Source organism: Lishizhenia tianjinensis, assembly GCF_900116425.1.
GTDB lineage: Bacteria > Bacteroidota > Bacteroidia > Flavobacteriales_D > Crocinitomicaceae > Lishizhenia > Lishizhenia tianjinensis.
The window spans coordinates 12,784-37,740 of record NZ_FPAS01000002.1 but is presented as its reverse complement, the minus strand read 5'-3'; the positions used below and the strand labels follow the sequence as shown (position 1 = coordinate 37,740).

Sequence of the window (24,957 nt, the reverse complement as noted above, 5' to 3'; positions counted from 1 at the left end):
AATATTTAACACCTATTACATTATGCAATCCTTGTGTTGTTGCTTTAACTTAAAAATTAAAAGCGTATTTAGAGAACGCTTCACTGGTTACAAATTGAGTCACACTCGATCATTCATATTTCAACCTAAACAAAGTTTAATGAATTAAAAGACGCTCTAGATTCTAATCCACCCCAGTAATTCTTTCTTCTTAATTCTTAATTCTCAATTAAGCTTCCTATTTTTGCAGCACTAAATAGAATGAAATGTATAGATCACATACTTGCGGTGAATTAAGAATAGATAACGTTGGTCAAGAAGTAACCTTAAGTGGTTGGGTTCAACGTTCACGAGAATTGGGTGGATTAACATTTATAGATGTTAGAGACCGTTACGGAATTACACAAATCACATTGAACAGTGATGATAATGCAGATTTGGCTACTCAAGCTCGAAAAATAGGACGTGAGTTCGTCATTCAAGTTAAAGGAACCGTTAAGGAAAGATCTAGCAAGAACACAAATATTCCAACTGGAGAGATAGAAATTATCGCTTCTGAAATCAATATTTTAAACGCCTCTAAAACGCCTCCTTTCACTATAGAGGATGATACAGATGGTGGTGAAGAGCTTAGAGCAAAATACCGTTACTTGGATTTACGTAGAAATGTAGTGAAAGAAAAACTTGCATTGCGTAATAAAGTAGCTTTAGAAACGCGTAAGTTCTTAGACTCTGAAGCTTTCATAGATGTTGAAACTCCTTACTTGATTAAATCTACACCTGAAGGTGCACGTGATTTCGTTGTTCCAAGTAGAATGAATGAAGGTGAGTTTTACGCTTTGCCACAATCTCCACAGACTTTCAAACAATTATTGATGGTTTCTGGTTACGACCGTTACTACCAAATTGTGAAGTGTTTTAGAGATGAGGATTTAAGAGCCGACCGTCAGCCAGAGTTTACACAGATAGACTGTGAGATGTCCTTTGTTGAGCAGGAAGACATTTTGAACACTTTCGAAAAAATGGTACAACACCTGTTCAGAACGTGTAGAAATGTGGAATTGGATGAGACTTTCCCACGTATGACCTACGCTGAAGCGATGGAGAAGTATGGTTCTGATAAACCAGACATACGTTTTGGTATGGAGTTCGTCAACTTAAACGATGTTGCTCAAAACAAAGGGTTCAAAGTTTTTGATGATGCAGAAGTTGTATTAGCAATTAATGCTGAGCAATGTTCAGTTTACACCAGAAAACAATTAGACGCTTTAACAAAGTGGGTACAACGTCCGCAAATTGGTGCGAAAGGATTGGTTTACGTGAAGTGTAACGAAGATGGATCTTTCAAATCTTCTGTAGACAAGTTCTACTCACAAGAAGATTTACAAGCGTGGGCTGATAAAGCCAATGCAAAACCAGGTGACTTATTATTGGTATTATCTGGTGATTTAAATACAACACGCAATCAAATGAATGAATTGCGTTTACATATGGGAGATGAATTGGGATTAAGAAATCCAAATGTATTCAAACCGCTATGGGTTGTAGATTTCCCTCTTTTGGAATGGGATGAGGAAAGCGGTCGTTACCACGCAATGCACCACCCTTTCACTTCACCAAAACAAGAGGATATTGCCTTGATACAAACAGAACCAGGTAAGGTAAGAGCAAATGCTTACGATTTGGCCATGAATGGTGTTGAATTAGGTGGAGGATCTATACGTATTCACGATAGAGAATTACAGGCGAAGATGTTCGATTTACTAGGATTCACAAAAGAAGAAGCTGAAGAACAATTTGGTTTCCTAATGAGTGCCTTCGAATACGGAGCGCCCCCACACGGAGGATTGGCTTTCGGATTGGATAGATTGGTCGCTACCATGGGTGGATCTGCTTCTATTAGAGATTACATTGCCTTCCCTAAAAACAACAGCGGTAGAGACGTAATGATAGATGCACCTGCTGCCTTGAACGACGAACAATTAACTGAATTGAGCTTGGCTTTGAACATTCAAAGTGCTGAGTAAGTTTACTTGAATAAATGATTGAAAAGGTCAACTTTAGGGTTGACCTTTTTTTATTTGAGGGATTTGAATGATTCGAAGCATTCGAGGGATTGATTTAAAAATTTAAGTGCAAACTTGCAGTTTGCTATTTAAAGATTTAAAAACAGTACTGAGTGTGAGTAGTGTGTATTGACTAAATATAGAAAGACAAATCTTTCAAATCCCTCAAATTTGAATCGTTTAATCATTGAATCGTTTAATCGTTCAATTACCGATTCCCGAGCTGAGCTTCATGCTGAGCGATAACTGGGAGACGATTTCTTGAATCTTTGAATTCTCAAATCTTTGAATCACGCATCTTCCAAATAATCCATAACTTTGGGGCCATGAGTATACAAGCAATTAAAGCCCTGCACATCATCTTTGTGATTTCTTGGTTTGCCGGACTCTTTTACATCGTCCGTCTCTTTATTTATCATGCTGAAGCGCAATTAAAAGCTTCCCCTGAAAAGGAAATTATTTCAGACCAACTTAAGTTTATGCAGCGTAAACTTTGGTACATCATTACCCTACCTGCAATGCTCTTAACCATTTGTTTCGGAGTTTGGCTTTTTATAGAACAGCCTTTCCTTCTCAAAGCAGGATGGATGCATGTAAAACTTAATTTGTTGGTGCTTTTGGTTGTCTACAATCTTGTTTGTCATCGCATATTTAAAAAATTCCAGAGCGACGAAATCAAATGGAGCTCAACTCAATTGAGGTTTTGGAATGAACTCGCAACTTTATTTATGGTCGCAATTGTATTTGTAGTCATGCAAAAAGACGCTACAAATTGGGTCTTGGCCACGCTCGGGTTCTTTGGTGTTGGCGTTGGACTCATGATCGCCATTAAATTGTATAAAAAATTCAGAAAATCTTAAGATGTACATAGATACACACACCCATTTATTTTCAGAAAAATTCGAAGGAGAATACGACGCTGTTATTCAACGTGCATTAGATGCCGGAGTGCATAAATTACTCCTTCCTAACATAGATCTAGATACGGTCGAAGCGATGAATGCTTTGGAAGAAAAGTACCCTGAGAATTGTTTCAGTATGATGGGACTACATCCTTCTAACGTTAGCGAAGATGTTGACCAGCAATTAGCACAGGTTAGGGCAGAATTGTTTGCTAGACCCTATGTTGCGGTTGGAGAAATAGGGATAGATTTGTACTGGGACAAAACACTTTTAGCACAACAACAAAAAGCCTTTGAACAACAATTGCTTTGGGCCAAAGAGCTAAAACTTCCTATCGTTATACATGCCCGAGAATCTTTTGATGAAATCTTTGAGATTGTTAACCAACACAACGATGAAAACTTAACGGGTGTTTTCCATTGTTTTACAGGAACCGTAGAACAAGCCCAGAAAATCATCAACTATGGAGGGTTTAAAATGGGAATAGGTGGTGTTGTTACCTTTAAAAAGGCAGGACTTGATAAAGTTGTGAAGGAAATTCCTTTAGAACATCTTGTTCTTGAAACAGACTCGCCTTACTTAGCGCCTTCACCCAACAGAGGAAAAAGAAATGAAAGCGCATACATTCCTTTTATTGCCGATAAATTATCCGATATTTATGAGATTCCTGTAGAGGAAATAGCAAGGATTACTACACAAAATGCGGAGGAGCTTTTTCCCAAAATACAAAATGCTTAAACCCAGAATCTAGGAAATGGAAAACGCAAAAGTTTTATTGATATATACAGGTGGAACCATAGGAATGATGAAAGACAACATCACGGGTGAATTACGTGCCTTTGATTTTGAACATCTTAATGCCCAGGTCCCAGAATTGGACAGACTCAACGTAGACTTATCTTCCATCTCTTTTGACGACCCTATAGATTCTTCGGACATGCACCCCAAAGATTGGGCACGTATTGCGCAACAAATTGAATTAAACTACAACGATTACGACGGATTTGTGGTTTTACACGGCTCAGACACCATGGCTTTTACAGCTTCTGGTTTGAGTTTCATGTTGCAAGGATTAAGAAAACCTGTGATATTGACTGGTTCTCAACTTCCCATAGGTACCATAAGAACGGATGGGAAAGAAAATTTAATCACCTCTATAGAGATCGCGGCAAGTAAGGATGAAAAAGGTATGCCTTTAATTCAAGAGGTTGCCATATACTTTGAATATTCCCTGTACAGAGGAAACAGAACTACAAAAGTATCCGCAAAACATTTTGAAGCGTTTCAATCACCCAACTATCAAGAATTAGCCATTGCCGGGGTAGACATAAATTATCACTTCCAAAATCTTTACCGTACTTCTATACAAGACTTAACCTTGTTTACCGACTTTGAAGAAGACATCGCCTTGTTAAAATTATATCCTGGTATCAACATGAAGATGTATGCCGGATTATTTGACATTGCACACACCAAAGCCATCGTTTTGGAAACATTTGGAGCAGGAAATGCACCACACAATAAACAGTTACAAGACTTAATCACAAAATTCACTACCTCGGGCGGAATAATACTTAATATTACACAATGTGCGTCTGGTTCTGTACAACAAGGTTTGTATGAAAGCAGTTCCTTTTTCAATAAAGCAGGTGTAGTAAACGGAAAAGATTTAACAACTGAGTCTGCGCTAGCTAAATTGATGTATGTATTAGGAAGATACAGCTCTAAGGATGAGTGTATTGCCGCACTAAAGCGAGATATAGTAGGGGAAATGCAGCCATAGTGTTAACCTTTTGGTAATCTAGGCACTTAATGCTTGTTGCATTTTTTTTGTACATTAGCGCTCTAATTTTGACAAGAAATTGAGGAGAGGTGCAGGAGTGGCTGAACTGGCTCGCCTGGAAAGCGAGTGTTCCGATTGCATCGGAACCGAGGGTTCGAATCCCTCTCTCTCCGCAGTGAACTGTCAGAATTTTATTAATTTAGGCATAATTATAAACTAGGAATACGATTAAAATTAATCTTTGAGAACATGAAAAAAGTAATAAGTTCTTTGATGATCGCCGGAATGATGACGTTCGGTTTTGTTAACGGAGTATTAGCAGAAGAAGGTGATTCTACAACAACTCAGGCAGTTGAAACAACAGCAATGACTGAAGCAGATTCTTCAGAAACAGCAAGTCCGGTTGCAGAAGCAACTGAAACAGAAACAGCTCCAGCAGAAGCTGCAACAGCTGAAGAAAAAGCACCTTTAAACTTTACAGGTACTTTAAAGCAAAAGTTCATCGAAGGTGATCCATTCTGGATGTCTTTCGTATTGATCTGTTTAGTAATTGGTATGGCTTTATGTATTGAGCGTATCGTTTACTTAAACTTAGCATCAATCAACACAAACAAATTCTTAGAAGATGTTGAAGCAGCCTTAGCGAAAGGTGGAGTTGCTGAAGCTAAAGAATTGTGTAGAAACACAAGAGGACCAATCGCATCTATCTTCTACCAAGGTTTAGATAGAGCTGACGAGGGAATCGAAATGGTTGAGAAATCAGTTGTTTCTTACGGTGGTGTTCAAATGGGACAATTAGAAAAAGGAGTTTCTTGGATTTCTTTATTCATCGCATTGGCACCAATGTTAGGGTTCATGGGTACAGTAATTGGTATGATCTTCGCCTTCGATAAAATCGTTGAGGATGGTCAGGTATCTCCAACTACAGTAGCAGCAGGTATTAAAGTAGCCTTATTGACTACAGTATTCGGTTTGATCGCTGCGATCTTCTTACAAATTTTCTACAACTACATCGTATCTAAAATTGACGGTTTAGTGAATGAAATGGAAAATGCATCTATCTCTTTAGTAGATATGATGTTGAAGTACAAAATTACTTCTAAGTAAGCAGAGCACGAGTTACGAACTTTTAAATCCATACTATAATGGAAAATAAAACAACGAACATAATAGGGATGGCAATTAAGTTGGCCATTATTGTCCCTATATTGATCTTAGGACTATCGGTTATGTTCTCAGGCGTTCACGTTGAGAACAGTGCACCAGAGGTAGTTGAAGAATTTAGAGAAGGAGGTTTATTAACGTCAACAACTATGTTTAGCTTCGTTGCTATCGGGTTATGTGCGTTTTTAGTATTGGCTTTCTTCGTAATCTTATTGATTACACAGCCTAAAAAAGCAATCAAGTCTATCTTGGGAATCATTTTAGTAGGTATCCTTTACGTTATACTTAACGCTATCGGTACTGCTGATACAAATGAAACCTTAAGATTAGCTGAAGATGTACAAGTTGAACAAAGTGTTATCGACTCATCTACAGCTGGAATTTGGACAGCAGCAATCACATTAATTGTTGGTATTGCAGCTATCTTATTAGGGCCAGTTATCAATTTAGTAAGAAAAAATTAAGAATATGTCTAAGCGAGAAATACCGGAAATAAATGCTGGATCGATGGCAGATATCGCGTTCTTGCTTTTGATTTTCTTCTTGGTTACCACTACAATGGATAAAGACGCGGGTTACTTGAGACAGATCCCGAAGAAATTAGACATTGAAATGGAAAAACCACCAAAAGTTGAAGAGAAAAACATCTACGAGATTAAGATTAACGACAGACAAGAAATGTTTGTTCGTGACTCTATCTTACCTGTAGAAGAAATCGACAACTTACACAGACGTATTAAGCACTTCTTCCTTGCTAACAGAGGAAAGTCGGCTGGTGAGCGTAAATTAAATTACCCTTACTACGCAAACATTACGCGTCAAGTGATTGATGGTGGTTTAGCACAAGTGAACGCAGAGATAGAGCGTATTGAAGCAGAAATGGAAAGAGATCCTTCAGATTACTGGGGACAATACTACGAGCTTCAAATGAACAAGCTTTCTGAGTGGGAGAAAAAGCAAAGAGCTTTTGATTTATACAGCGAAAGTGGAGCGACTATCATGCCTGAGATTGCAAGAGAAGCACACATTAGAATTGTACCTCAAATAGCTACAGACTACAGTGCCTTTATTGCGATACAATCAGAAATTCAACGTGCGATTACAGAGATGAGAGATGAGGAAAGTATGAAGCTTTTCAACATCAAATACTCTACAATGGAGAAATTCTACGAGCAGAACAAGAATGAAGACATGCCAACGATTCTTCCTTTATACAAAGAAAGACTTGAATTGTTGAAAATTCTTTTCCCAGAGAAAATCATTGAAGTTGCACCAAAAAATTAAACGATATGTCAAAGTTTAAAAAGAACGAAGGTAAGTCAGCACCAGCAATTAATACTTCATCATTACCTGATATTGTATTTATGTTGTTGTTCTTCTTCATGGTAGCAACCACTACTAAGGATATAGATCCTATGGTACGTATAAACAATGCTACTGGAGTTGGACTTACAGATTTAACACCCTACAAACAAAGAAGTGAAGTTGATTTCGTTTACTTAGGTAAACCTATCGTTGGTGACGCTTCTAAGTTTGACAAAGGAGTTGCTGTACAGTACGATGGTATTTTGGGTAATATTGACAAGATTGACGAATGGAAATCTGACAAATACACGCAAAAGCCAAAAGGATTTGCTACTCCAAAAGAGAAAGTAGTTACTTGTTTTAAAGTAGATGAGCAAGTTCCTGTAGGTATCTTATTTGATGCTAAAAAGGAATTGCAAAATGCAGACTTTAACACAATTGCTTATCACGCAGCAGAAAGAGGAAACAACAAGGGTTATTCTATCGATAACAACTAGTTTACTCTCTAAAATAATTGAAAAGAGGTAGCCTTAAGGTTGCCTCTTTTTTTTGTGAATGAATCAAGGATTCAAAGATTCAATAATTCAAGGATTCAACGATTCAAGGATTGAATGATTCAAAGATTTAAGAAATCGAAAGGGTAAGGTCAACATGACCAAAATGCCTGGACAGAACAATTACTTCAGGGATAGATAAAAACAAGAAGGTGGTTGCATTAGGTGTCCATGACTTATACTTCCGCAAGAACTGTTAGTTCACTTATAAGTTGATTTACTTCAAGCGTAGGGCTTTTCTTTTCAAAAGGATGAGTGAGAGCAGTAATACTAAACCTAAGGCTGAAATGAATACATTTTGCTCATCCATAAACTCCGGAAAAGAATCTGTATACATCCAATAAATATTTACAGTATTATTTAAGGCATGTAATGCCGCGCTAATGACTAAGGAGTTGGTAAACTCATAAATCAAGGCTAATGCTATCCCAAAACTTAAAAGCGGAAGGATTTGTACATAATTAAAATGAAGCACTCCAAAGAACGCAGCGCTCACTAATATTGCCAACCACTTATTTCCTGAATTCTTTGCCAAATGATCGTACACAAAACCTCTAAAAAAGAATTCTTCTGCAGTACCTGTAATTATTCCAATCACCAGAACTGTCATAACAAAAACCATGGGACTTTGATCCATCACCAAATTCTGAATCACGCCATCACTATTTTCCTTTATAGTTAACGCATTTTCATAAGCGCCAAAGGCCTTGAGTAATCCAGCATTGATGTCAGTTAAAAAAGGTAGTAATAACATAACACTGGCAAAAAGTAAAATAGCCCAGATCACATCCTTTCTTCGTGTTTTTGACTTTGTTCTTTCAAAGCTTCTATAGATCAATGCCGGCAATAAAAACATCCCTACTTGAAAAGGTACTTGATTGACCAACAAAAAAGCAATAGGTTGATCCTTTGCCATGGTATACGGATGCTCCAATAAATTCATACTTACAACACCACTGTAAAAACTAACAGCTATAGCTCCAAGTACTACACTAAACACTAATCCTAAGCAAATTAAGATTAGTACTTGTAGAAAAGGACTCCTATCCTCTATTTGCTTCATCCACTTCATCCTTAAAACAATACTTCTTTACGTTGTGCATCTAATTTGAGCAAGATAAAAATCATCACCGTAAAAGAAATCATAGAACTTCCACCATAACTAAAAAAGGGTAAGGGAATACCTATTACCGGTGCAACTCCTAGGTTCATTCCAATATTAATGGCAAAGTGATAAAAGATAATCATAGCCACCGAATAGGCATATACTCGAGAATATGTGCTTCGCTGACGTTCAGCAATCGTAACGATCTTGATCAATAGCGCTGTAAAGAGAATTACTACAATGAAAGATCCTACAAAACCCCATTCTTCGGCAAACACACAGAAGATAAAATCGGTTTCACTTTCCGGTACGTGCCCACTTTCTGGTGAAGCTAAATGTGCGTTTCTATATCCATTTCCTAGGAGTCCGCCAGAACCAACAGCCGCCATACCGCGGTTACGGTTATAATCCTTACCGTCCTTCTCATCTTCAGAATTAATTTTCCCCAACACTAAATCTATACGCGTACGCTGGTGGGACTGAAAGACTTTTAGATATCCTACTGCTATTAAACCATTCAATACTGAAAAACTGATGTAACCGATGATTACAATAAGGGTTAGTCTTTTCTTATTACGTGTTGTTGCAAACCTGCTGATTAAAAATATAGCCAAGAGTGCTCCTATCAATAAAACAATTAATACATAGGCCCAACCAGGTATATTGAGTACAAAAGACCCCAGGGTAAAGGATTGATCAGAATCTGCGAAAATTAATGCAATCACACTAAAGAAAACCACTACGAACAATACAGGAATAAAGTGAACACCTACCCACGTATGTTTCAAACGCAAGCCCAAAATATTGTTTGTAAGTAACAGTACGTAAGGATCAAAGGTTATTCCTTCCCTATACATCACAAACAAAAATGCCGTGAATACCAAAAAAGTTCCGGTATCATTTTGGGCTAAAATTAAGGCCATTGTTACCAATAATACCGCTATGATTCCGGTAACCGTTTTTATGTTTACCACCTTAGATTTGATACCTGAAATTTGATAAGCCAACATCATGGCCATACCCAATTTGGCAAACTCAGAAGGTTGTATACCGAAAGAACCAAAGCCCAACCAAGAACGAGCACCATTAATAGGAGTTGTAAAAAGTACTGCAACTAAAAGAGAAACGGTAAAAAGGTAAATTGGAATGGTAAGTTTTCTAAGATGCCGCGCATCAATTAAACTTATTACAAAGCCAGCAAAACACGCGAAACCAAACCACATGATTTGTTTACCATACAAGGTTTTAAGATTCAATAAAAAGGGTCTATCCTCATTGTAAGCAGCCGAATAGAGATTAATTATACCCATAATAATAATGGCTACAACAATAAAAATTAAGGACCAATCTAAATTTTTGGCGTATGTATTCTTTCTCTCCATTTACTCTAATAAGTTCGCCTCTAGAATTCTTTCTTCCTTATGTGCGTTTGTAATTTCACCACGCAAATATTTTTCTATCATCAAACTCGCAATAGGGGCCGCCCATGTTCCACCAAAACCAGCATTCTCTACGAAAACTGCAATGGCAATTTTTGGATTATCTATGGGTGCAAAAGCAATAAACACAGAGTGGTCTTTACCATGTGGGTTTTGAGCCGTTCCCGTTTTACCCGCCATCGTAATTCCGTCGATAAAGGCTCCACGTGCGGTACCACCTGCTTCTTCAATTACACGACGCATTCCTTCGATTACCGGTTCAAAATGTTTGGCCTCTACCATGGTGTTGTGGCGTTCTAAATACTCTTCTTTCGGACCATCATCACCTATAGACTTAACAAAGTGCGGGGTGTAATAATACCCTCTATTGGCTATTATCGCAGCGAGATTCGCCATTTGTAGAGGGGTTACTTTCACCTCTCCTTGACCAATACTATTCGAACGAATGGTACTAAAAGCCCATCTATACTCTCCATACCAACGGTTGTAAAATGCTCTGTTTGGAATAACTCCGCTGCGTATTCCATAAATATCTGTACCCAGTTTTATCCCTAGACCAAAGCTATTCATGTACTTCTCCCAAAGGTCTAATCCCTGTGCTGCATCCTTAAAAATACTCTTGTCTTTTCCTTGTTGAATAATACGTTTTACTTCGTAATAGAAATAAGGATTACAACTCATTTTAACCGCATCTTGAATGTTCTGTGCATTGGGGTGATTGTGACACCCCACCATAGATTTAGTACACGGAAAACCAGTATGTTCGGTAATTACACCTTCTTGCAAACCAACCAAGGCTTGAACCAACTTAAAAATAGAACCAGGAGGATATTCCGCTTGTAGTGGTCGCGCAAACAAAGGCTTTAAACTATCATTTACAAGCTTCTTATAATTCTCTTTGATCTTTCTTGACCCCACCATGATGTTCGGATCATAACTCGGTGCGGATACCAGACTTAAAATTTCACCCGTAGAAGGTTCTATGGCCACTATACATCCCTTCTTATTCACCATTAATTTTTCTCCGTAAGCCTGTAAGTCTATGTCCAAACCTAAGGTCAACGGCGGACCTTGCTCTGCTGCCGTATCCAAAGCTCCACCGGCATAGGTTTCAACGATACCACCACGAGCCGATTTAATGATGTAATGTACACCTTTCCTACCCCTTAATTCCTTTTCATAATAATTTTCTAAACCTGTTCTTCCTACATAATCTCCTTGGTTATAAAAGACGGGATCTGCCTTTAATTCTTTGTAGCGAATTTCATTTAAGTAACCAAAAATATTTCCTCCATACGGATAGGGATAATTACGCATGGATATAGATTGTTCGTAAAAGCCTTTAAAGCGACTCAAACGTGGAGCTATGCGCGAAATTTCATCTTGGGTTAACTGCGTTAGAAAGGCATAAGAACTATAGCCTCTGTAATCGTTCACAACGGTATCATTACCCGTAATTTTACTGCGGGTTCTTCTGTCTAGTTTACGTCGTATTTCGTTGAAACGATAAGGTATAAAACTATCCGGTACATTTAATAACTGTGCGAAAGCATGCGTATCCAAATCTTCGATGTTGTTTTCAATAAACATCAAGTTATAGAAGGTTTGGTTAGAGACTACTTTCTTGTGATTTCTATCGAAGATAATACCACGGGGTGGCTTAATTTCTAGTTTCTTTTGTGATACTTCAGCGGCTCTTTCTTTCCACTTATCATCTACCACCTGCATATAGAAAAGACGCATAGAATAGATCAATCCTATGGCAACAAAAAGTCCGTAAAAAACCAGTCTTCTAGCTTCTAAATTCATTTCTTTTTCCCCTTCTTAAAGAATAGCACTTGTATGATGATTGCTAAAAATAGGGTTATTGCTGCACTTAAAATAGTTTTTTGAAATACAAAAAGTATTTCTTTGAAACTCAAGTACTCAACAATGAAAAAGTAAAGGTGGTGTACCAGTGTAAAAATACCAAACACAGGAATGAACCAACGCCATCCCATTTGGTAAATATTCCCTTCCTCAAAACCTTCGTAACCATCTCTTGGAGAGAAAAGGGAAAACAATTCTGGTCGTAAGTAGGCAATTAAAACAGCTGAACTCGCATGGAGTCCGAAAGTATTCATAAAGAAATCTATGCTCATTCCGCAGAAAAAAGCAATAATCATCACGCCTATCAACCCCATTTCAAAAGGTAAAAGCAGGATGAACAAAGGATATATCATAGGATGTATACCTAGAGGGAAAGGTATTTGACCTATAATTAATGCCTGTACCAAGACAAACACGATAAAACGTAACGTATGTTTAACTACAGGATTCATCTAATTAATAAATTCATCTATGAAAAGTGACTCTAAAGAATCCTTTTCTAGTTTCATAATATTCTCCACCACAAAAACAGATTGCAGCCTTCTTAAATCGTTACCTAATTTCACGGTAATTTTCCATTCTGGCTTACCTTCTATTTCTTCTATCGCATCTATGGTACCTACGGGGTGATTTTTAGGGAAGAGTCCGGATTGACTATTGGTAACAACTTCCCAACCCAATTCTACAGGAATATCATTAGAAATACCCGTTAAGGTAATGGTTCTTGGATCTTTATCTGTTCCCTCCCACTTCAACAATCCACCAGCGTGTACATTTACAATTTCCGCTGGGATATTGATGTTTTCTGTAAGCACAGATTTAACCACGGCATAGTGACGAGAAACATCGTAAACAATTCCTACTACACCGTTAGAGGATATAACCCCCATATCTCTAGCGATACCCGAAGAAGCACCTTTATTCAGAGTGAAATAATTATTCTTGTAGGTATACGTAGAGTTTACAATAACAGCGGGAATGTAATCGAACTGTAATTCTAAAATGGTATCTGCTATCTTGATTCTATCTTCGGAAAGGGCAATATAATTCTCTAATTGCTTTCCTTTCAACTCCTCAATTTCTGCTTGCAAACGAATATTCTCTTCTTCTAAAGAGAAATGTTTGGTCACATCTTGCTGGGCATCCAACAAAGTTGCTGCAACGCCATTACTGGAATTAAAAAAACGTGTTCTAGGATATTGCACCCAAGAAAAATAAGACGTTAACGCAAGAATTTGCAGGATTAGGAAGACCAGAAAGATTCTAAATCTTCTAAAAAAAGCAATTAAATTACGCATTTCACCCTATCCTTTATTAGTCTCTAATCAAGAATTGGAATCTGTCGATGTTTTTCAAGGCTATACTCGTACCTCTCGCTACTGCTCTAAGCGGATCTTCTGCGATGTGTACAGGTAATTTTGTTTTGATGGCAATACGCTTATCCAAACCTCTCAACATAGATCCTCCACCTGCTAAGTAGATACCTGTTTTGTAGATATCTGCAGAAAGTTCTGGTGGCGTCATCTCCAAGGCACTTAAAATCGCCTCTTCAATTTTAGAGATCGTTTTGTCTAATGCGTGTGCTATTTCTGAGTAAGTAACAACAATCTCCTTTGGAATACCTGTCATCAAATCTCGACCACGAACGGCGAAATCTGCTGGTGGGTTGTCCAATTCAGTCATGGCTGCACCTACTTCAATTTTAATTTGTTCTGCCGTACGTTCACCTACTAAGATGTTGTGTTGACGACGCATGTATTCTTCGATATCTGCTGTGAAATCATCACCCGCAACACGGATAGATTTATCACAAACGATACCACCTAACGCAATAACGGCAATTTCTGAAGTACCTCCACCTATATCGATAATCATGTTACCCATAGGCTCTTCCACGTCTATACCAATACCGATAGCGGCTGCCATAGGTTCGTGGATTAAGTATACTTCTTTGGCATGTGCGTGCTCTGCACTATCACGTACCGCTCTTTTCTCTACTTCTGTAATTCCTGAAGGAATACAAATTACCATACGCAGTGAAGGATTGAACATACTCTTTCCTCCTTTGATCATTTTGATCATCCCACGTATCATGCTTTCCGCACTCTGGAAATCTGCAATTACACCATCTTTTAGGGGCCTGACCGTTTCGATCAACTTGTGGGTTTTCCCATGCATCTGTTGTGCTTTCTTTCCAATGGCAACAATTTTACCAGTTTGGATGTTTTTCGCTACAATAGAAGGTTCGTCAACAACTACCTTGTCATTTTGAATGATAAGCGTATTTGCTGTACCTAGATCGATCGCAATTTCTTGCGTTAAAAAATCAAATAATCCCATGTGATGTGTAGAGCAATCTTTTTAGTCCCCCTAAGTTTAGTAATAATTCACCACTTAGGGGGATAAAAATTCGAAAACTTAGTAATTTTCTATTATTAGTGTTTAAAGTGTCTGTTTCCGGTAAATACCATCGCTACGTTGTTCTCGTTACAGTAGTCGATAGACAATTGATCTTTGATAGATCCACCCGGCTGAATTACAGCTGTAATCCCTGCTTTGTCTGCGATTTCAACACAGTCTGGGAAAGGGAAGAAGGCATCAGATGCCATCACCGCACCTTGTAAATCAAAGTTGAAGGATTGCGCTTTGTGAATTGCTTGTCTTAAAGCATCCACTCTTGATGTTTGTCCAGTTCCACTTGCCAATAACTGTCCGTTTTTCGCCAAGATAATTGTGTTCGATTTTGTGTGCTTTACCAATTTGTTCGCAAACTCTAAATCTTTCAATTCTTGCTCAGAGCAAGTAGCATTCGTTCTTGCTTCGAAGTTTGCAATTTCGTCTGTAATAAAGTCTTTATCTTGTTCCAATACCCCGTTCAAGATCGTTCTAAACTGACGTTTTGGTAATTCTATATCTTTTTGAACTAAGATTACTCTGTTTTTCTTTCCTTTCAAGATCTCCAAAGCCTCAGCATCGTATCCTGGTGCGATAACCACCTCACAGAACAACTTGTGAATCTCTTCCGCTGTAGGTACATCGATTACAGTGTTTGAAATCAAGATTCCACCGAATGCAGAAACTGGATCTCCAGCTAAAGCGTCGTTGTAAGCTTCTAAAATCGTTGCTCTTGTTGCAACTCCACACGCGTTGTTGTGCTTCAAGATAGCGAAAGTAGGTGCATCATTTTTGAATTCACCCATTAAGTTCACTGCTGCATCAACGTCTAACAAGTTGTTGTAAGAAAGTTCTTTACCGTGTAACTTGTCAAACATTGCATCCATATCACCGTGGAAAATCCCTTTTTGGTGAGGGTTTTCTCCGTAACGCAATACTTGCGATTGGTTAATAGATTGTTTGAACACCTCTTTTTCTCCTTGGTTGAAGTAGTTAAAGATGTGTGTATCGTAGTGAGAAGATACTTGGAAAGCATCTCTTGCGAATGATTTTCTTTCTTCTAATGAAGTCTCAGCTCCTCTTGCTTCCAAGATGGCGTTGAACTCCTCATAGTTATCCATAGATGGGATAATTACCACATCTTCGTAGTTTTTCGCTGCCGCTCTGATTAAAGATATACCACCGATGTCAATTTTCTCGATAATATCCTGGTGAGCTGCACCTGAAGCTACTGTATCCTCGAATGGGTATAGGTCAACGATCACTAAATCCAATTCTGGAATTTCAAATTCTGCAATTTGCTCTTGGTCTTTTTCTAAACCACGACGGTTCAAGATACCACCGAACACTTTTGGGTGTAAAGTTTTTACTCTTCCTCCTAAAATAGAAGGGTAAGAAGTTAAATCTTCTACTCTTTCAACATTGATTCCCAATCCTTCAATAAAAGATTGTGTTCCACCTGTTGAATAAATTGTTACTCCGTTCTTATCTAGATTTTTAACGATTTCATCTAGACCGTCTTTGTTAAATACTGAAATTAAAGCACTTTTGATTTTCTTGACACCCATAATTGCGTTGAATTTAAGGGCGCAAAGATACACATTACAATTTAAAATTCAGAATTAATAATGAAGAATGTATATAGGTGTGAAATGGGGTTTTGGAGACGGGACAATTAGAGGATTCAAGAATTCAAAGATTCAACAATTCAAGGATTCAACAATTCGAGGATTTGCCTCTCGGCTCCGCTCGAGAACCTATGAGGTATTTTACTGGTGAATTAAAAATTCTCTTGCTCATTTCTCACACTCGTCACTGTTTTTTGCTCTTACTCCATCCTGTTTTCCTACTTTTGGAAAAAACTTAAAGATGGAAGAACAACCCAATAATCCTTTACATGGCGTTAAGCTGCAGGACATCGTAGAATACTTGGTACAATTCTACGGATGGGAAGAATTGGGTAAACGTATAGACATACGATGTTTTAATTTGAACCCAACTGTGGGGTCAAGCTTAAAGTTTTTAAGAAGAACACCTTGGGCAAGAAACAAGGTGGAGAAACTTTACTTAGACACCCAAAAAAGTGGCAAAGCCATGCCGAACCCGCCTTTTCCGTTGAAAGTTAAAGCTACCCCTCCACCCAAAGCGAAAGAAAAACCTAAGGCGAAGAAGGTGAATAAACCTAAAGGTCCGGTTAAGACGAAGGAGACCAATAGTGGAAGTAAGTATACGTTGAGATAAGGAAGGATTTGAAGGTTTGTCTCTCGACTAGGACTCGAGAACCTTTATTACTCGGTAACATGATATCGCTTATTCACTGGTTTGAATTCAAATTAATTTGAAAATTTGAGGGATTTGAGTACTCAATGCAATTAGCGATTTGGTGCTTCAATAGGATTTGGAGTTCTGACCCTTTGCAAAGGTTTGTTTGCAGGTGACTAGGTTTATCTCGACACTTCAGTGCTTACAATTCAGTGAAACACCTATAATCACTGACAATGAAAAGCTTAGTCGCCACCCATTTGTCGCGCTAAAACAAGAGGCTAAAAAATTCTTTATTCTGCATTCTAAAATCTCAATTTATTCCCTATTTTAGTAGTGACAGATTATTTATTAACGTAAAATGAGATGCACTCTCAGCTTGCAAGATTCATCCCTTCATTCGCAAAGTGAAGGGATTTTTTTTGGAGACACCAAGACTTTTAGACACTTAGACATTTAGAGGATTGTGTTATTTCAGATAAGTGTTTACGTATGAAGTAGAGTGCATAAGCATTTCAACATTAATTACTACTTTCAAGGCCGTAAACCATAGATATTTCTGATCCATGCAAAATAATCAGCGTTCGACCTTTGCGATATTGGTCTCTGTATTTTTCTTTTGGGGTTTTGTTGCGGCGAGTAACGACATCCTTATTCCCGTATTTAAAGGAGCTTTTGATTTAGAAAACTGGCAATCGCAGTTGATTAATTTAGCCTTTTACGGGGCTTATTTTTTCGGATCTATTCTCTACAACCTCATCGCACATTTTAAAGGAAAGGATTTGATTACCATTTTTGGTTATCAGAAATCTATCTCTCTGGGATTAGTACTATCCGCATTAGGAACCTTACTTTTTATACCCGCTGCCAGTTTAAACTCGTACGCACTTATGTTGAGCGGATTGTTTGTGGTTGGACTCGGATTTTCACTTCAACAAACAGCAGCTAATCCTTTTGCCATACAATTGGGTGATCCTGCCAAAGGTTCACAACGTTTGAGTTTAGCGGGAGGTATCAACAATGTAGGTACTACGGTTGCGCCTCTATTAATCTCTATGGCCATTTTTGGTACTTTGGACACGGACAATGCCGTTACCAAAACCATAGAAGACGTAAAAATTCCCTACCTCCTACTCGGGTTGGCCTTCATCTTTGCAGCTGCCGTTTTTTGGTTTACAGCTCCACGAAAATCTTTACACGACGATTTGGTAGATACAGCTTCCTTTAAAGAGGAAGAAGAAACACTCAAGCTTACTACGAATCCTGAAAAAAAATCTGCCTTGAATTACCTTCAACTCCTTTTGGGTATGGGTGCCATCTTCTTTTATGTAGGTGTTGAAGTTGCAACAGCCGGAAATTTGGGGGAATATTTAAAACAAGAATTTAGTTATACAGACAGTACCATTGGTCCTTTCGTAGCCCTTTACTGGGGATCTTTGATGATAGGTCGTTGGGCGAGCTCTGCAGGAGCGTTTACAGATAAACAAAACACACGCATACTTCTCAAAATAATTTTGCCCTACTTGGCATTTGGTGTTTTCTTATTTACCAGCTATTTGTTCGGGAAGGATGTGAGTCCGTTCTACAATTACGTCTTTGTAATTCCAGTTTTGATTATAGCTGACTTTGTTACTAAAGAAAAACCTTATTCTCAATTGGCTGTTTTCTCTGTTTTGGGAATTATTTCACTACTCATAGGAATTTTTGGAGAAGGCATGACAGCCATTTATGGATTGATGAGTGTTGGCTTGTTCTGTTCAACTTTATGGCCGTGTATTTTCACCTTAGCGATTTCTGGTTTGGGTAAACACAGCGCACAAGGATCGAGTTACTTGGTAATGATGATAATAGGAGGGGCAATTATTTCTACCTTACAAGGAGCGCTTATGGACGGATGGGACGTACGCTTCTCATTTTTCATTGATGTATTGTGCTTTGTGTATTTGTTTGTCTTTGCCTTAATAACAGGACCTATACACAAAAGAAACTTAGCAGAAGCAGCGAAAGTAAAATCATGAATAAGCTAAAGTGGTGGTACATCTTGATTGCGGTGATCACCATCACCACGTGCACACTTGTACACCAAAAAAAAGGCTACTTCAATTGGCAAAGTGAAATCTGGACAGATCAAGCCGGGTATTACGCCTACAATCCTTACTTTTTCATTTATGACTTAGACGCCTCAGCTTTTCCTGAGCGAATAGACGAGCGAACAGGTATAGGTTTTCGTGTTGTAGAGGGAAAAATGAAAACCAAATACACTTCTGGTGTAGCGGCTTTACAGTTACCCTTCTTTATACTCGTAGATATTTACGTTCAACTTTCAGGTGGTGTTAGAGATGGTTTTTCAGGAGCCTATCACAAGGTCATTAATTTCTCCGCTCTCTTTTATTTCTTAGCAGCACTTTACCTCTTGATTCCTGTATTACGACATTACTTTACCGAAAGAAACAGCATCATTTACCTTGTTCTTCTCACCTTTGGCACCAACGTCTTTTACTACACGGTGGCACAAAATGGGATGTCGCACATTTACTCTTTTTTCCTCTTCATCGCCTTTTGGAGAATCGTACACGAGCTTTTCATTTTTAAGCACAAGAAAAACTATCTCTTTTTTCTCTTGGCCCTAACGTTCGGACTCATCATCCTAATACGTCCCATTAATCTTTTGATACTATTGTTGCTCTTCTGGAATATAAGTTCTAAGGCAGATTTACTGGCGCGTCTGAAGTATTGTTTAGCACCCAAAAGGATAATTCCTGCTGTCCTTATCATAGGTCTAACGCTTCTTCCTCAATTCTTATACTGGCATTCCATTTCTGGAGAATGGATTAACTATTCTTATGGCGAGGAAGGATTTATCTACAAATACAACCCGCAGTTACTCGCCTTTTGGTTCGCGCCTAAAAATGGTATGTTTCCTTATACTCCACTACTGCTATTGGCCGTAATCTTCTTGATTTACTACAGCGTGAAAGGAAGGATAAACGCTATTATAGGATTGGTATTCTTTCTACTCATTAGTTATATTTCAGCCTCATGGCACCAATATTACTTTGGATGTGGTTTTGGCGCTAGAAACATGGTAGAGTACGCTCCTTTTTTAGTGTTCCCACTTGTACAGTTTATCCATCATGTAAAACCAAAAATATTGAGATTTACTTACCCTTTATTAGGACTCTTTACTCTTGCATGTTTAACCACCATGTACAATTACAATTATTGTTTTGGCGGTGATCGATGGGATTGGAAGTATTATTTGAGTTATTATCAACTGCGTTCTCAACACGAAGCAATAACCTTTGAGGAACCTGTAGAAATTTTACCTGGAGCATTCAGCAAAGCTCTTGAATTAAAGGGCAGAAACAACTCCTTGGTAGATGATCAAATTTGTTCGATTTGGGCTGAAATCAAAAGTAAACATGCGCTTACAGAAAGCACCTTAGTCTTTAGTTCTAGCAACGATAGTGGTAAGGTCGTAATGTGGTCTGGCTTTCCTTTAAAAGATCAATTCTCTACGCCAAACACTTACCAAAACTACTATATAAACATTGGTAAAAGCAACGAAGAGCTTAACGGACAGCATCTGCAGTGCTACCTTTGGAATCAGGGTTCAGACACCCTTTATCTGAAAAGCTTACGTTTAAAAATCGATTAGTCCCACGAAAGATAATCTTCCAAATCTCTTCTGTCTTTTTTAGAAGGTTTTCCTGTACCGTAATTCCTGTAAGTTTTCTGAGCTTCCTGGTAGGTCTTGAATTTTTCTAATTCAACTGGAGAAGTTATGTCTTGAATATGGTTTTCTACCAATTTGGCCCCCACTCTTTTGTCGAGCAACTCTTTAACCCTGTACTTAAAAACAGCATTGTGTTTGGTAATACTAATCACATCACCACCTTTGATATCTTTCGAAGGTTTGATTCCCTCATCGTTTACACGAACTTTTCCTTTCTTCACCATTTCCGTGGCAATGGATCTCGTTTTGGCTAAACGTACACACCACACAAACTTATCTACACGTACTCCCATGTTACTCTAAGGTCTTTTGTATTTTCTTTGGCAGTTTTTGCACCACCAATTCGTAAGAATGATCTATTAATTCAAAGAACAAAGCATCGGGTACATCACTATTAATTTTCACCGTGTTCCAATGAACTTTGCTCATGTGGTAACCCGGTAAAACACCTTCGTATCTGTCGCGCAATTCAAGGGCTCTTTCAGGATCACATTTGAGGTTAACCCCATCTCCTTTTTCCAAAGCCATTAACGCAAACATTTTACCGGCCACTTTGAACACCAAAGTTTCCGCGTCGAAAGGAAAACTTTCTTCCACGCTTTTCTTCTGTAAACAGTAAGTTCTTATTTCTTCGATGTTCATTAACGCGAAATTACAAAACGCTTTGTGCTTTGTCCAATTTTAAGAAAATAAACTCCACTGGATAAGTTCTGAAGACCAATTTCTCCCTCTCCTTTAAGTTCACCCTTACGTATTTGCTCTCCCAGGGTATTTAGAATTAGATAAGATTCATTTTCAACGCCAGAAACATGTAACTTGTCTGTAGCTGGGTTTGGATAAAGTATGAATTCTGCGGTCATTTCTTGTTCAACAGCCAATGGTGGGGTTACTAAGTTTAAGAAGGAAATATCGTAGGTGTACATAGACCTTCCAAAGGTGGCAGCAATCAACTTTTGACTCGCATAGTCTATCTCTAGATCTGTCACCGCAATTATAGGCATGTCCATGCCTAAATACGTCCAATTAGTTCCTGCATTTTGGGTGATAAACACTCCGGCGTCAGTTCCTATAAACAGCACACTATCTGTTGTACCATTCGCTATGCATATACTGTTCACACCTATAGGGGGAAGATCTCCAGAAATATCAACCCACGTATTACTATTTGCTGTTTTTCGAAATAAAAAAGAGGTGCTATCACTGTTGAAATATCCGTTAAAACTTGCATATACCACATTGAGATTTTCGTAACTCAACTTGATATCTGTAACATATTTTTGAGTCAAAAAAGAACCTGATGTAAGATCTACAAATGAAGCCGGACCATTTTGAAAATTGCTTGATTCGAATATTTTTCCATCCGTGCTTCCGGTGTAAACAACATTGGTGTTCTGCAAACCGACTTCTATCTCTGTGAGGGTGTGGAATTCACTTTGCAACCCTTGGTTATTGGTTAAATCATTTGAAAGGATGGAATAGAACGCATTGGGCAAATTGCTCACTTCATTTAACCTATCTGACCCAAACAACAATTGTCCGGAAATATTAAAATAATGTACCGCTGGATTTGTATGAAAGGGCAAGTTATCAGGGAATTCAAAAAGGTCTGAAGTTTTTGACTTTAAGCTAAGCGCTGTACTGTACACATAATTGTTCGTATCATTGGCAAAAACGCTGTAAGCGCTATTTTCAGGGTAATAGTGTTCTCTTTTCCACGCTTGATTGTTCTGTTCACTTCCGTATACAAGACCTATATCCTTCGCGGCACCCATGTAAAAGTCAGGATAGCTACTAAGAGAGATGACATCATAATATTGTGTTATGGGCAAATATCCGAGTGGATGCCATTCTAAGCCACTATTTTCAAAAACACCGTGTATAGAAGCCACTTTATAGGTAGAATTATCATCGAACAATACATCATGAATGCAAGAAGTTGAATTTATCCTGAACCATTCGGATACTTTATCCCAAGACAACCCTGCATTCGTTGAACTCCAAATATCCATTCCCGGCATTACAATATGTTCTTCATCCAAGGGGTCGACGTAGATTCTTGTAAATTCCCATGGTTTATTGAGATAAGGATGATAGTCGAAAATATCCTCATAACTAGGATCATCTTTTAAAATTTGCCAGCTTACTCCTCCATCTGTAGACCCAAGTACCAACAAACCTTTCCCATTGTTTTGCGCAACAATTACGTACACATAATCTTCATTCGATGGGGCAATCTCAACTCCCATTCTTCCGTTTATAGTATAAGGTAGATTCAAATTAACCAGTTGCCACGTATCTCCTCCATCTATACTTTTGTACAATTTAGTATCTGGACCTGTATGCACTCTTTTCCCAACTTGAAGCATACGGTTGTAGTTTGCCGCATAGAGCACATTGGGGTTTTGTTTACTTCTGCTAATATCCACCACACCACTCGAATCACTCACAAAAAGGGTCTGTTGCCAGGTGAGTCCACCATCTATAGATTTATATACACCTCTATTGTTATTCTTCTCAAAAGGGCTCCCTAAACAAGCGGCGATGATTTCATTTTCATTGCTTGGGTTAACCGACAGTTCTGCAACAACACCCATCGCATTCAATCCTATATTGGTCCAAGTATTCCCGTAGTCGGTTGACTTATATACCCCATCACCCACGTAGGAAGGATCTGAAAAGTTGATATCTCCTGTACCTACTAACAAAACACTATCATTAGAAGGAAGGGACAGAATGCTTGAAACACTCAAAAAAACCTGATCATCAAACAAGGGCTGCCAGTTTAAACCACCATCTTCAGTTCTAAACACCCCTCCATTTGCCGCTCCAGCATAAATGGTATCACCACCAAGACGAGGTGCAAACAGTTCGGTTACAGATCCACCAAGGTTCAAACCTCCAACTAAGTTCCAACTCTGGTCTAAATCCGATTTTTGCAAGGCCTGGTTTTCTTTAAGCACCTTTACTTGCTGCATAGCTGATTTATACCCTTGGACATTAAAAGACTGACTTGGAGAAATGCGAGAACTGTTGACAGATTTTTCTGTTTGTCCGTGAAGGCAAATAGAAAAACCCATACTCAAAGCGATTAGTGATAATGTTTTCATAGCGTGAGGTTTTCCCTGCAAGATACAGGTTATGAAATATTTAAACATAAAAAAAGCCCAAACTTTCGTTTGAGCTTTACTAGTCTATTTCTTTTTCCTACAAGTGGAAATCTCTTTCAAATTCATCTTGAGTACCCAAGGCTTTCAACATTTGTCCGTGAACTTTCAATGCTTTGAAGAAAGTCTTTTGAGAGTTGTAAGGCAAATTGTATTCTTCTGCCGTTTTACGAACAATGTGAGAAAGGTTAGTATAGTGTACGTGACAGATATTTGGGAACAAGTGGTGTTCTACTTGGTGATTCAATCCACCTACGAACCATGTAAACCATTTGCTTTTCTGTGCAAAGTTCGCTGTGTTGAACAACTGATTAACTGCCCAGTCTGCCTTGATATTTCCAGAATCATCTGGCATAGGGTAATCAGAAGATGGAACAACGTGTGCTGGTTGGAAAATACAACCCAAAGTTAAACCTGCGATGAAGTGCAACATGATGAAACATAAAACTGTTCCCCACCAAACCATAGGAGATAAAATCAATGGCAATACCAAAGTAACTCCGTAGTACATGATTTTAGAGATAATCGTTACCGTCATCATGTGGTTGTAGCTTTTCTGCTGTGTTTTGGTTAACCCTAATTTCTTGTAACGCGCCAATTGTTTGAAGTCTTTTGCCGTAATCCAAGAGATAGTCATTAAACCGTAGAAGAACCACGCATAAATGTGTTGGAAACGGTGTGCTTTGTAACGTTTAGCATGTGGAGAAAAACGCATTAGTTTTCCAGGATCAATGTCCTCATCCATACCTGTTACATTCGTGTAAGTGTGGTGCAATACGTTGTGTTGGATCCTCCATGTAACATCAGAACCACCTAAACAATTTAAAGTAAATCCTAAAACAGAGTTAACCCATGCTCTTTTTGAGTAAGCACCGTGACAAGCATCGTGCATTACAGAAAGACCAATACCGGCCATTCCAAGTCCCATCAACATCCACATGAATACGATGGCCAAGTTGTTTTCTAAAGTTGTAAGGATCAATACCAAAGGAACGATGTATAGCGAAAGCATGAAAATTGTTTTGATCTTCATGTTCCAGTTACCATATCTATCGATATTGTTTTCCTTAAAGTAATCTCTTACTCTTTTTTGCAAAGTTTTGTAAAATTCAACATTGTGCTCTTTGTCGAATCTAATTTGTGATATATTCATTCAATAAGTTTTATAGCAAGTTCTTGCACAACTTGAAGGGGCAAATTTAAGACATTAAACGCAGATAATCTATTTTAATTG

General features: G+C 38.3%; 21 protein-coding genes, 1 tRNA gene and 1 pseudogene. 12 read left to right on the top strand and 11 right to left on the bottom strand.

What is annotated here, in order from left to right; translation table 11 throughout:
• The first annotated feature begins 245 nt into the window (after positions 1-245).
• The 9 genes from aspS (at position 246) to BM327_RS06930 (ending at position 7,697) form a co-directional block, all read left to right on the top strand.
• The gene (gene aspS / locus BM327_RS06970) at positions 246-2,006 is read left to right on the top strand and encodes an aspartate--tRNA ligase (protein ID WP_090247655.1); all 1,761 of its coding nucleotides are present in this window, start codon (positions 246-248) and stop codon (positions 2,004-2,006) included.
• A gap of 365 nt (positions 2,007-2,371) precedes the next feature.
• The gene (locus BM327_RS06965) at positions 2,372-2,905 is read left to right on the top strand and encodes a CopD family protein (protein ID WP_090247654.1); all 534 of its coding nucleotides are present in this window, start codon (positions 2,372-2,374) and stop codon (positions 2,903-2,905) included.
• 1 nt (position 2,906) lies between these two features.
• Positions 2,907-3,686, top strand: a complete 780-nt coding sequence (locus BM327_RS06960) for a TatD family hydrolase (RefSeq protein ID WP_090247653.1) — start codon at positions 2,907-2,909, stop codon at positions 3,684-3,686.
• Positions 3,687-3,702: 16 nt separating this feature from the next.
• A complete protein-coding gene (locus tag BM327_RS06955) occupies positions 3,703-4,731 on the top strand; it encodes an asparaginase (RefSeq protein WP_090247652.1) in 1,029 nt (342 codons plus the stop codon).
• A gap of 83 nt (positions 4,732-4,814) precedes the next feature.
• Positions 4,815-4,904, top strand: a tRNA-Ser gene (locus BM327_RS06950).
• 76 nt (positions 4,905-4,980) lie between these two features.
• Positions 4,981-5,838, top strand: coding sequence for a MotA/TolQ/ExbB proton channel family protein (locus BM327_RS06945; RefSeq protein WP_090247651.1), 858 nt, complete (start codon positions 4,981-4,983; stop codon positions 5,836-5,838).
• A 38-nt stretch (positions 5,839-5,876) separates the two neighbouring features.
• A complete protein-coding gene (locus BM327_RS06940) occupies positions 5,877-6,359 on the top strand; it encodes a hypothetical protein (protein ID WP_090247650.1) in 483 nt (160 codons plus the stop codon).
• Between the two features lie 4 nt (positions 6,360-6,363).
• Positions 6,364-7,179 carry an ExbD/TolR family protein gene (locus BM327_RS06935; protein ID WP_090247649.1) on the top strand — a complete coding sequence of 272 codons (816 nt, stop codon included), beginning with the start codon at positions 6,364-6,366 and terminating at the stop codon, positions 7,177-7,179.
• A 5-nt stretch (positions 7,180-7,184) separates the two neighbouring features.
• On the top strand, positions 7,185-7,697 hold the full coding sequence (locus tag BM327_RS06930; protein ID WP_090247648.1) for an ExbD/TolR family protein: 513 nt from the start codon (positions 7,185-7,187) through the stop codon (positions 7,695-7,697).
• Between the two features lie 274 nt (positions 7,698-7,971).
• Here BM327_RS06930 and BM327_RS06925 read toward each other — a convergent pair whose 3' ends face one another.
• The 7 genes from BM327_RS06925 to purH all read right to left on the bottom strand — a co-directional run bounded on the left by BM327_RS06925 (position 7,972) and on the right by purH (position 16,129).
• The gene (locus BM327_RS06925; protein WP_170853703.1) at positions 7,972-8,817 is read right to left on the bottom strand and encodes a CPBP family intramembrane glutamic endopeptidase; all 846 of its coding nucleotides are present in this window, start codon (positions 8,815-8,817) and stop codon (positions 7,972-7,974) included.
• A gap of 11 nt (positions 8,818-8,828) precedes the next feature.
• Positions 8,829-10,241: a rod shape-determining protein RodA gene (rodA, locus tag BM327_RS06920; RefSeq protein WP_090247646.1), complete on the bottom strand. Its 1,413-nt coding sequence runs from the start codon at positions 10,239-10,241 to the stop codon at positions 8,829-8,831.
• Positions 10,242-12,107, bottom strand: a complete 1,866-nt coding sequence (locus BM327_RS06915) for a penicillin-binding transpeptidase domain-containing protein (protein WP_090247645.1) — start codon at positions 12,105-12,107, stop codon at positions 10,242-10,244.
• Positions 12,104-12,619, bottom strand: a complete 516-nt coding sequence (locus tag BM327_RS06910) for a hypothetical protein (protein ID WP_090247644.1) — start codon at positions 12,617-12,619, stop codon at positions 12,104-12,106. The genes BM327_RS06915 and BM327_RS06910 overlap by 4 nt, the downstream gene beginning before the upstream one ends.
• Positions 12,620-13,372, bottom strand: a complete 753-nt coding sequence (mreC, locus tag BM327_RS06905; RefSeq protein WP_170853702.1) for a rod shape-determining protein MreC — start codon at positions 13,370-13,372, stop codon at positions 12,620-12,622.
• A 109-nt stretch (positions 13,373-13,481) separates the two neighbouring features.
• Positions 13,482-14,507: a rod shape-determining protein gene (locus BM327_RS06900; protein ID WP_090247642.1), complete on the bottom strand. Its 1,026-nt coding sequence runs from the start codon at positions 14,505-14,507 to the stop codon at positions 13,482-13,484.
• 95 nt (positions 14,508-14,602) lie between these two features.
• A complete protein-coding gene (gene purH / locus BM327_RS06895) occupies positions 14,603-16,129 on the bottom strand; it encodes a bifunctional phosphoribosylaminoimidazolecarboxamide formyltransferase/IMP cyclohydrolase (RefSeq protein WP_396442387.1) in 1,527 nt (508 codons plus the stop codon).
• A gap of 301 nt (positions 16,130-16,430) precedes the next feature.
• Here purH and BM327_RS15925 point away from each other — a divergent pair.
• From BM327_RS15925 to BM327_RS06880, 3 genes and pseudogenes are all read left to right on the top strand, one after another.
• Positions 16,431-16,637: pseudogene (locus BM327_RS15925) on the top strand (VF530 family protein); the annotation flags it as partial.
• Positions 16,638-17,389: 752 nt separating this feature from the next.
• Positions 17,390-18,841, top strand: coding sequence for an MFS transporter (locus tag BM327_RS06885; protein ID WP_090247640.1), 1,452 nt, complete (start codon positions 17,390-17,392; stop codon positions 18,839-18,841).
• Positions 18,838-20,481 (top strand): hypothetical protein, encoded by a 1,644-nt coding sequence (locus tag BM327_RS06880; RefSeq protein WP_090247639.1) that lies wholly within the window; start codon positions 18,838-18,840, stop codon positions 20,479-20,481. Before BM327_RS06885 ends, BM327_RS06880 begins: the two co-directional genes overlap by 4 nt.
• On the opposite strand, the gene BM327_RS06875 is transcribed toward BM327_RS06880, so the two are convergent.
• The 4 genes from BM327_RS06875 to BM327_RS06860 form a co-directional block, all read right to left on the bottom strand.
• The gene (locus BM327_RS06875) at positions 20,478-20,852 is read right to left on the bottom strand and encodes an RNA-binding S4 domain-containing protein (RefSeq protein WP_090247638.1); all 375 of its coding nucleotides are present in this window, start codon (positions 20,850-20,852) and stop codon (positions 20,478-20,480) included. The genes BM327_RS06880 and BM327_RS06875 overlap by 4 nt on opposite strands.
• 1 nt (position 20,853) lies before the next feature.
• Positions 20,854-21,201 (bottom strand): MmcQ/YjbR family DNA-binding protein, encoded by a 348-nt coding sequence (locus BM327_RS06870; protein ID WP_090247637.1) that lies wholly within the window; start codon positions 21,199-21,201, stop codon positions 20,854-20,856.
• Positions 21,201-23,666 (bottom strand): T9SS type A sorting domain-containing protein, encoded by a 2,466-nt coding sequence (locus BM327_RS06865; RefSeq protein ID WP_170853701.1) that lies wholly within the window; start codon positions 23,664-23,666, stop codon positions 21,201-21,203. The genes BM327_RS06870 and BM327_RS06865 overlap by 1 nt, the downstream gene beginning before the upstream one ends.
• A gap of 97 nt (positions 23,667-23,763) precedes the next feature.
• The gene (locus tag BM327_RS06860) at positions 23,764-24,876 is read right to left on the bottom strand and encodes a fatty acid desaturase family protein (RefSeq protein ID WP_090247635.1); all 1,113 of its coding nucleotides are present in this window, start codon (positions 24,874-24,876) and stop codon (positions 23,764-23,766) included.
• Between the last annotated feature and the right edge of the window lie 81 nt (positions 24,877-24,957).

Bases quoted from the DNA above. Each gene is read 5' to 3' on its own strand.
- aspS (WP_090247655.1), top strand. From the start codon at position 246: ATGTATAGATCACATACTTGCGGTGAATTAAGAATAGATAACGTTGGT.
- BM327_RS06965 (WP_090247654.1), top strand. From the start codon at position 2,372: ATGAGTATACAAGCAATTAAAGCCCTGCACATCATCTTTGTGATTTCT.
- BM327_RS06960 (WP_090247653.1), top strand. From the start codon at position 2,907: ATGTACATAGATACACACACCCATTTATTTTCAGAAAAATTCGAAGGA.
- BM327_RS06955 (WP_090247652.1), top strand. From the start codon at position 3,703: ATGGAAAACGCAAAAGTTTTATTGATATATACAGGTGGAACCATAGGA.
- BM327_RS06945 (WP_090247651.1), top strand. From the start codon at position 4,981: ATGAAAAAAGTAATAAGTTCTTTGATGATCGCCGGAATGATGACGTTC.
- BM327_RS06940 (WP_090247650.1), top strand. From the start codon at position 5,877: ATGGAAAATAAAACAACGAACATAATAGGGATGGCAATTAAGTTGGCC.
- BM327_RS06935 (WP_090247649.1), top strand. From the start codon at position 6,364: ATGTCTAAGCGAGAAATACCGGAAATAAATGCTGGATCGATGGCAGAT.
- BM327_RS06930 (WP_090247648.1), top strand. From the start codon at position 7,185: ATGTCAAAGTTTAAAAAGAACGAAGGTAAGTCAGCACCAGCAATTAAT.
- BM327_RS06925 (WP_170853703.1), bottom strand. From the start codon at position 8,817: ATGAAGCAAATAGAGGATAGGAGTCCTTTTCTACAAGTACTAATCTTA.
- rodA (WP_090247646.1), bottom strand. From the start codon at position 10,241: ATGGAGAGAAAGAATACATACGCCAAAAATTTAGATTGGTCCTTAATT.
- BM327_RS06915 (WP_090247645.1), bottom strand. From the start codon at position 12,107: ATGAATTTAGAAGCTAGAAGACTGGTTTTTTACGGACTTTTTGTTGCC.
- BM327_RS06910 (WP_090247644.1), bottom strand. From the start codon at position 12,619: ATGAATCCTGTAGTTAAACATACGTTACGTTTTATCGTGTTTGTCTTG.
- BM327_RS06900 (WP_090247642.1), bottom strand. From the start codon at position 14,507: ATGGGATTATTTGATTTTTTAACGCAAGAAATTGCGATCGATCTAGGT.
- purH (WP_396442387.1), bottom strand. From the start codon at position 16,129: ATGGGTGTCAAGAAAATCAAAAGTGCTTTAATTTCAGTATTTAACAAA.
- BM327_RS06885 (WP_090247640.1), top strand. From the start codon at position 17,390: ATGCAAAATAATCAGCGTTCGACCTTTGCGATATTGGTCTCTGTATTT.
- BM327_RS06880 (WP_090247639.1), top strand. From the start codon at position 18,838: ATGAATAAGCTAAAGTGGTGGTACATCTTGATTGCGGTGATCACCATC.
- BM327_RS06875 (WP_090247638.1), bottom strand. From the start codon at position 20,852: ATGGGAGTACGTGTAGATAAGTTTGTGTGGTGTGTACGTTTAGCCAAA.
- BM327_RS06870 (WP_090247637.1), bottom strand. From the start codon at position 21,201: ATGAACATCGAAGAAATAAGAACTTACTGTTTACAGAAGAAAAGCGTG.
- BM327_RS06865 (WP_170853701.1), bottom strand. From the start codon at position 23,666: ATGAAAACATTATCACTAATCGCTTTGAGTATGGGTTTTTCTATTTGC.
- BM327_RS06860 (WP_090247635.1), bottom strand. From the start codon at position 24,876: ATGAATATATCACAAATTAGATTCGACAAAGAGCACAATGTTGAATTT.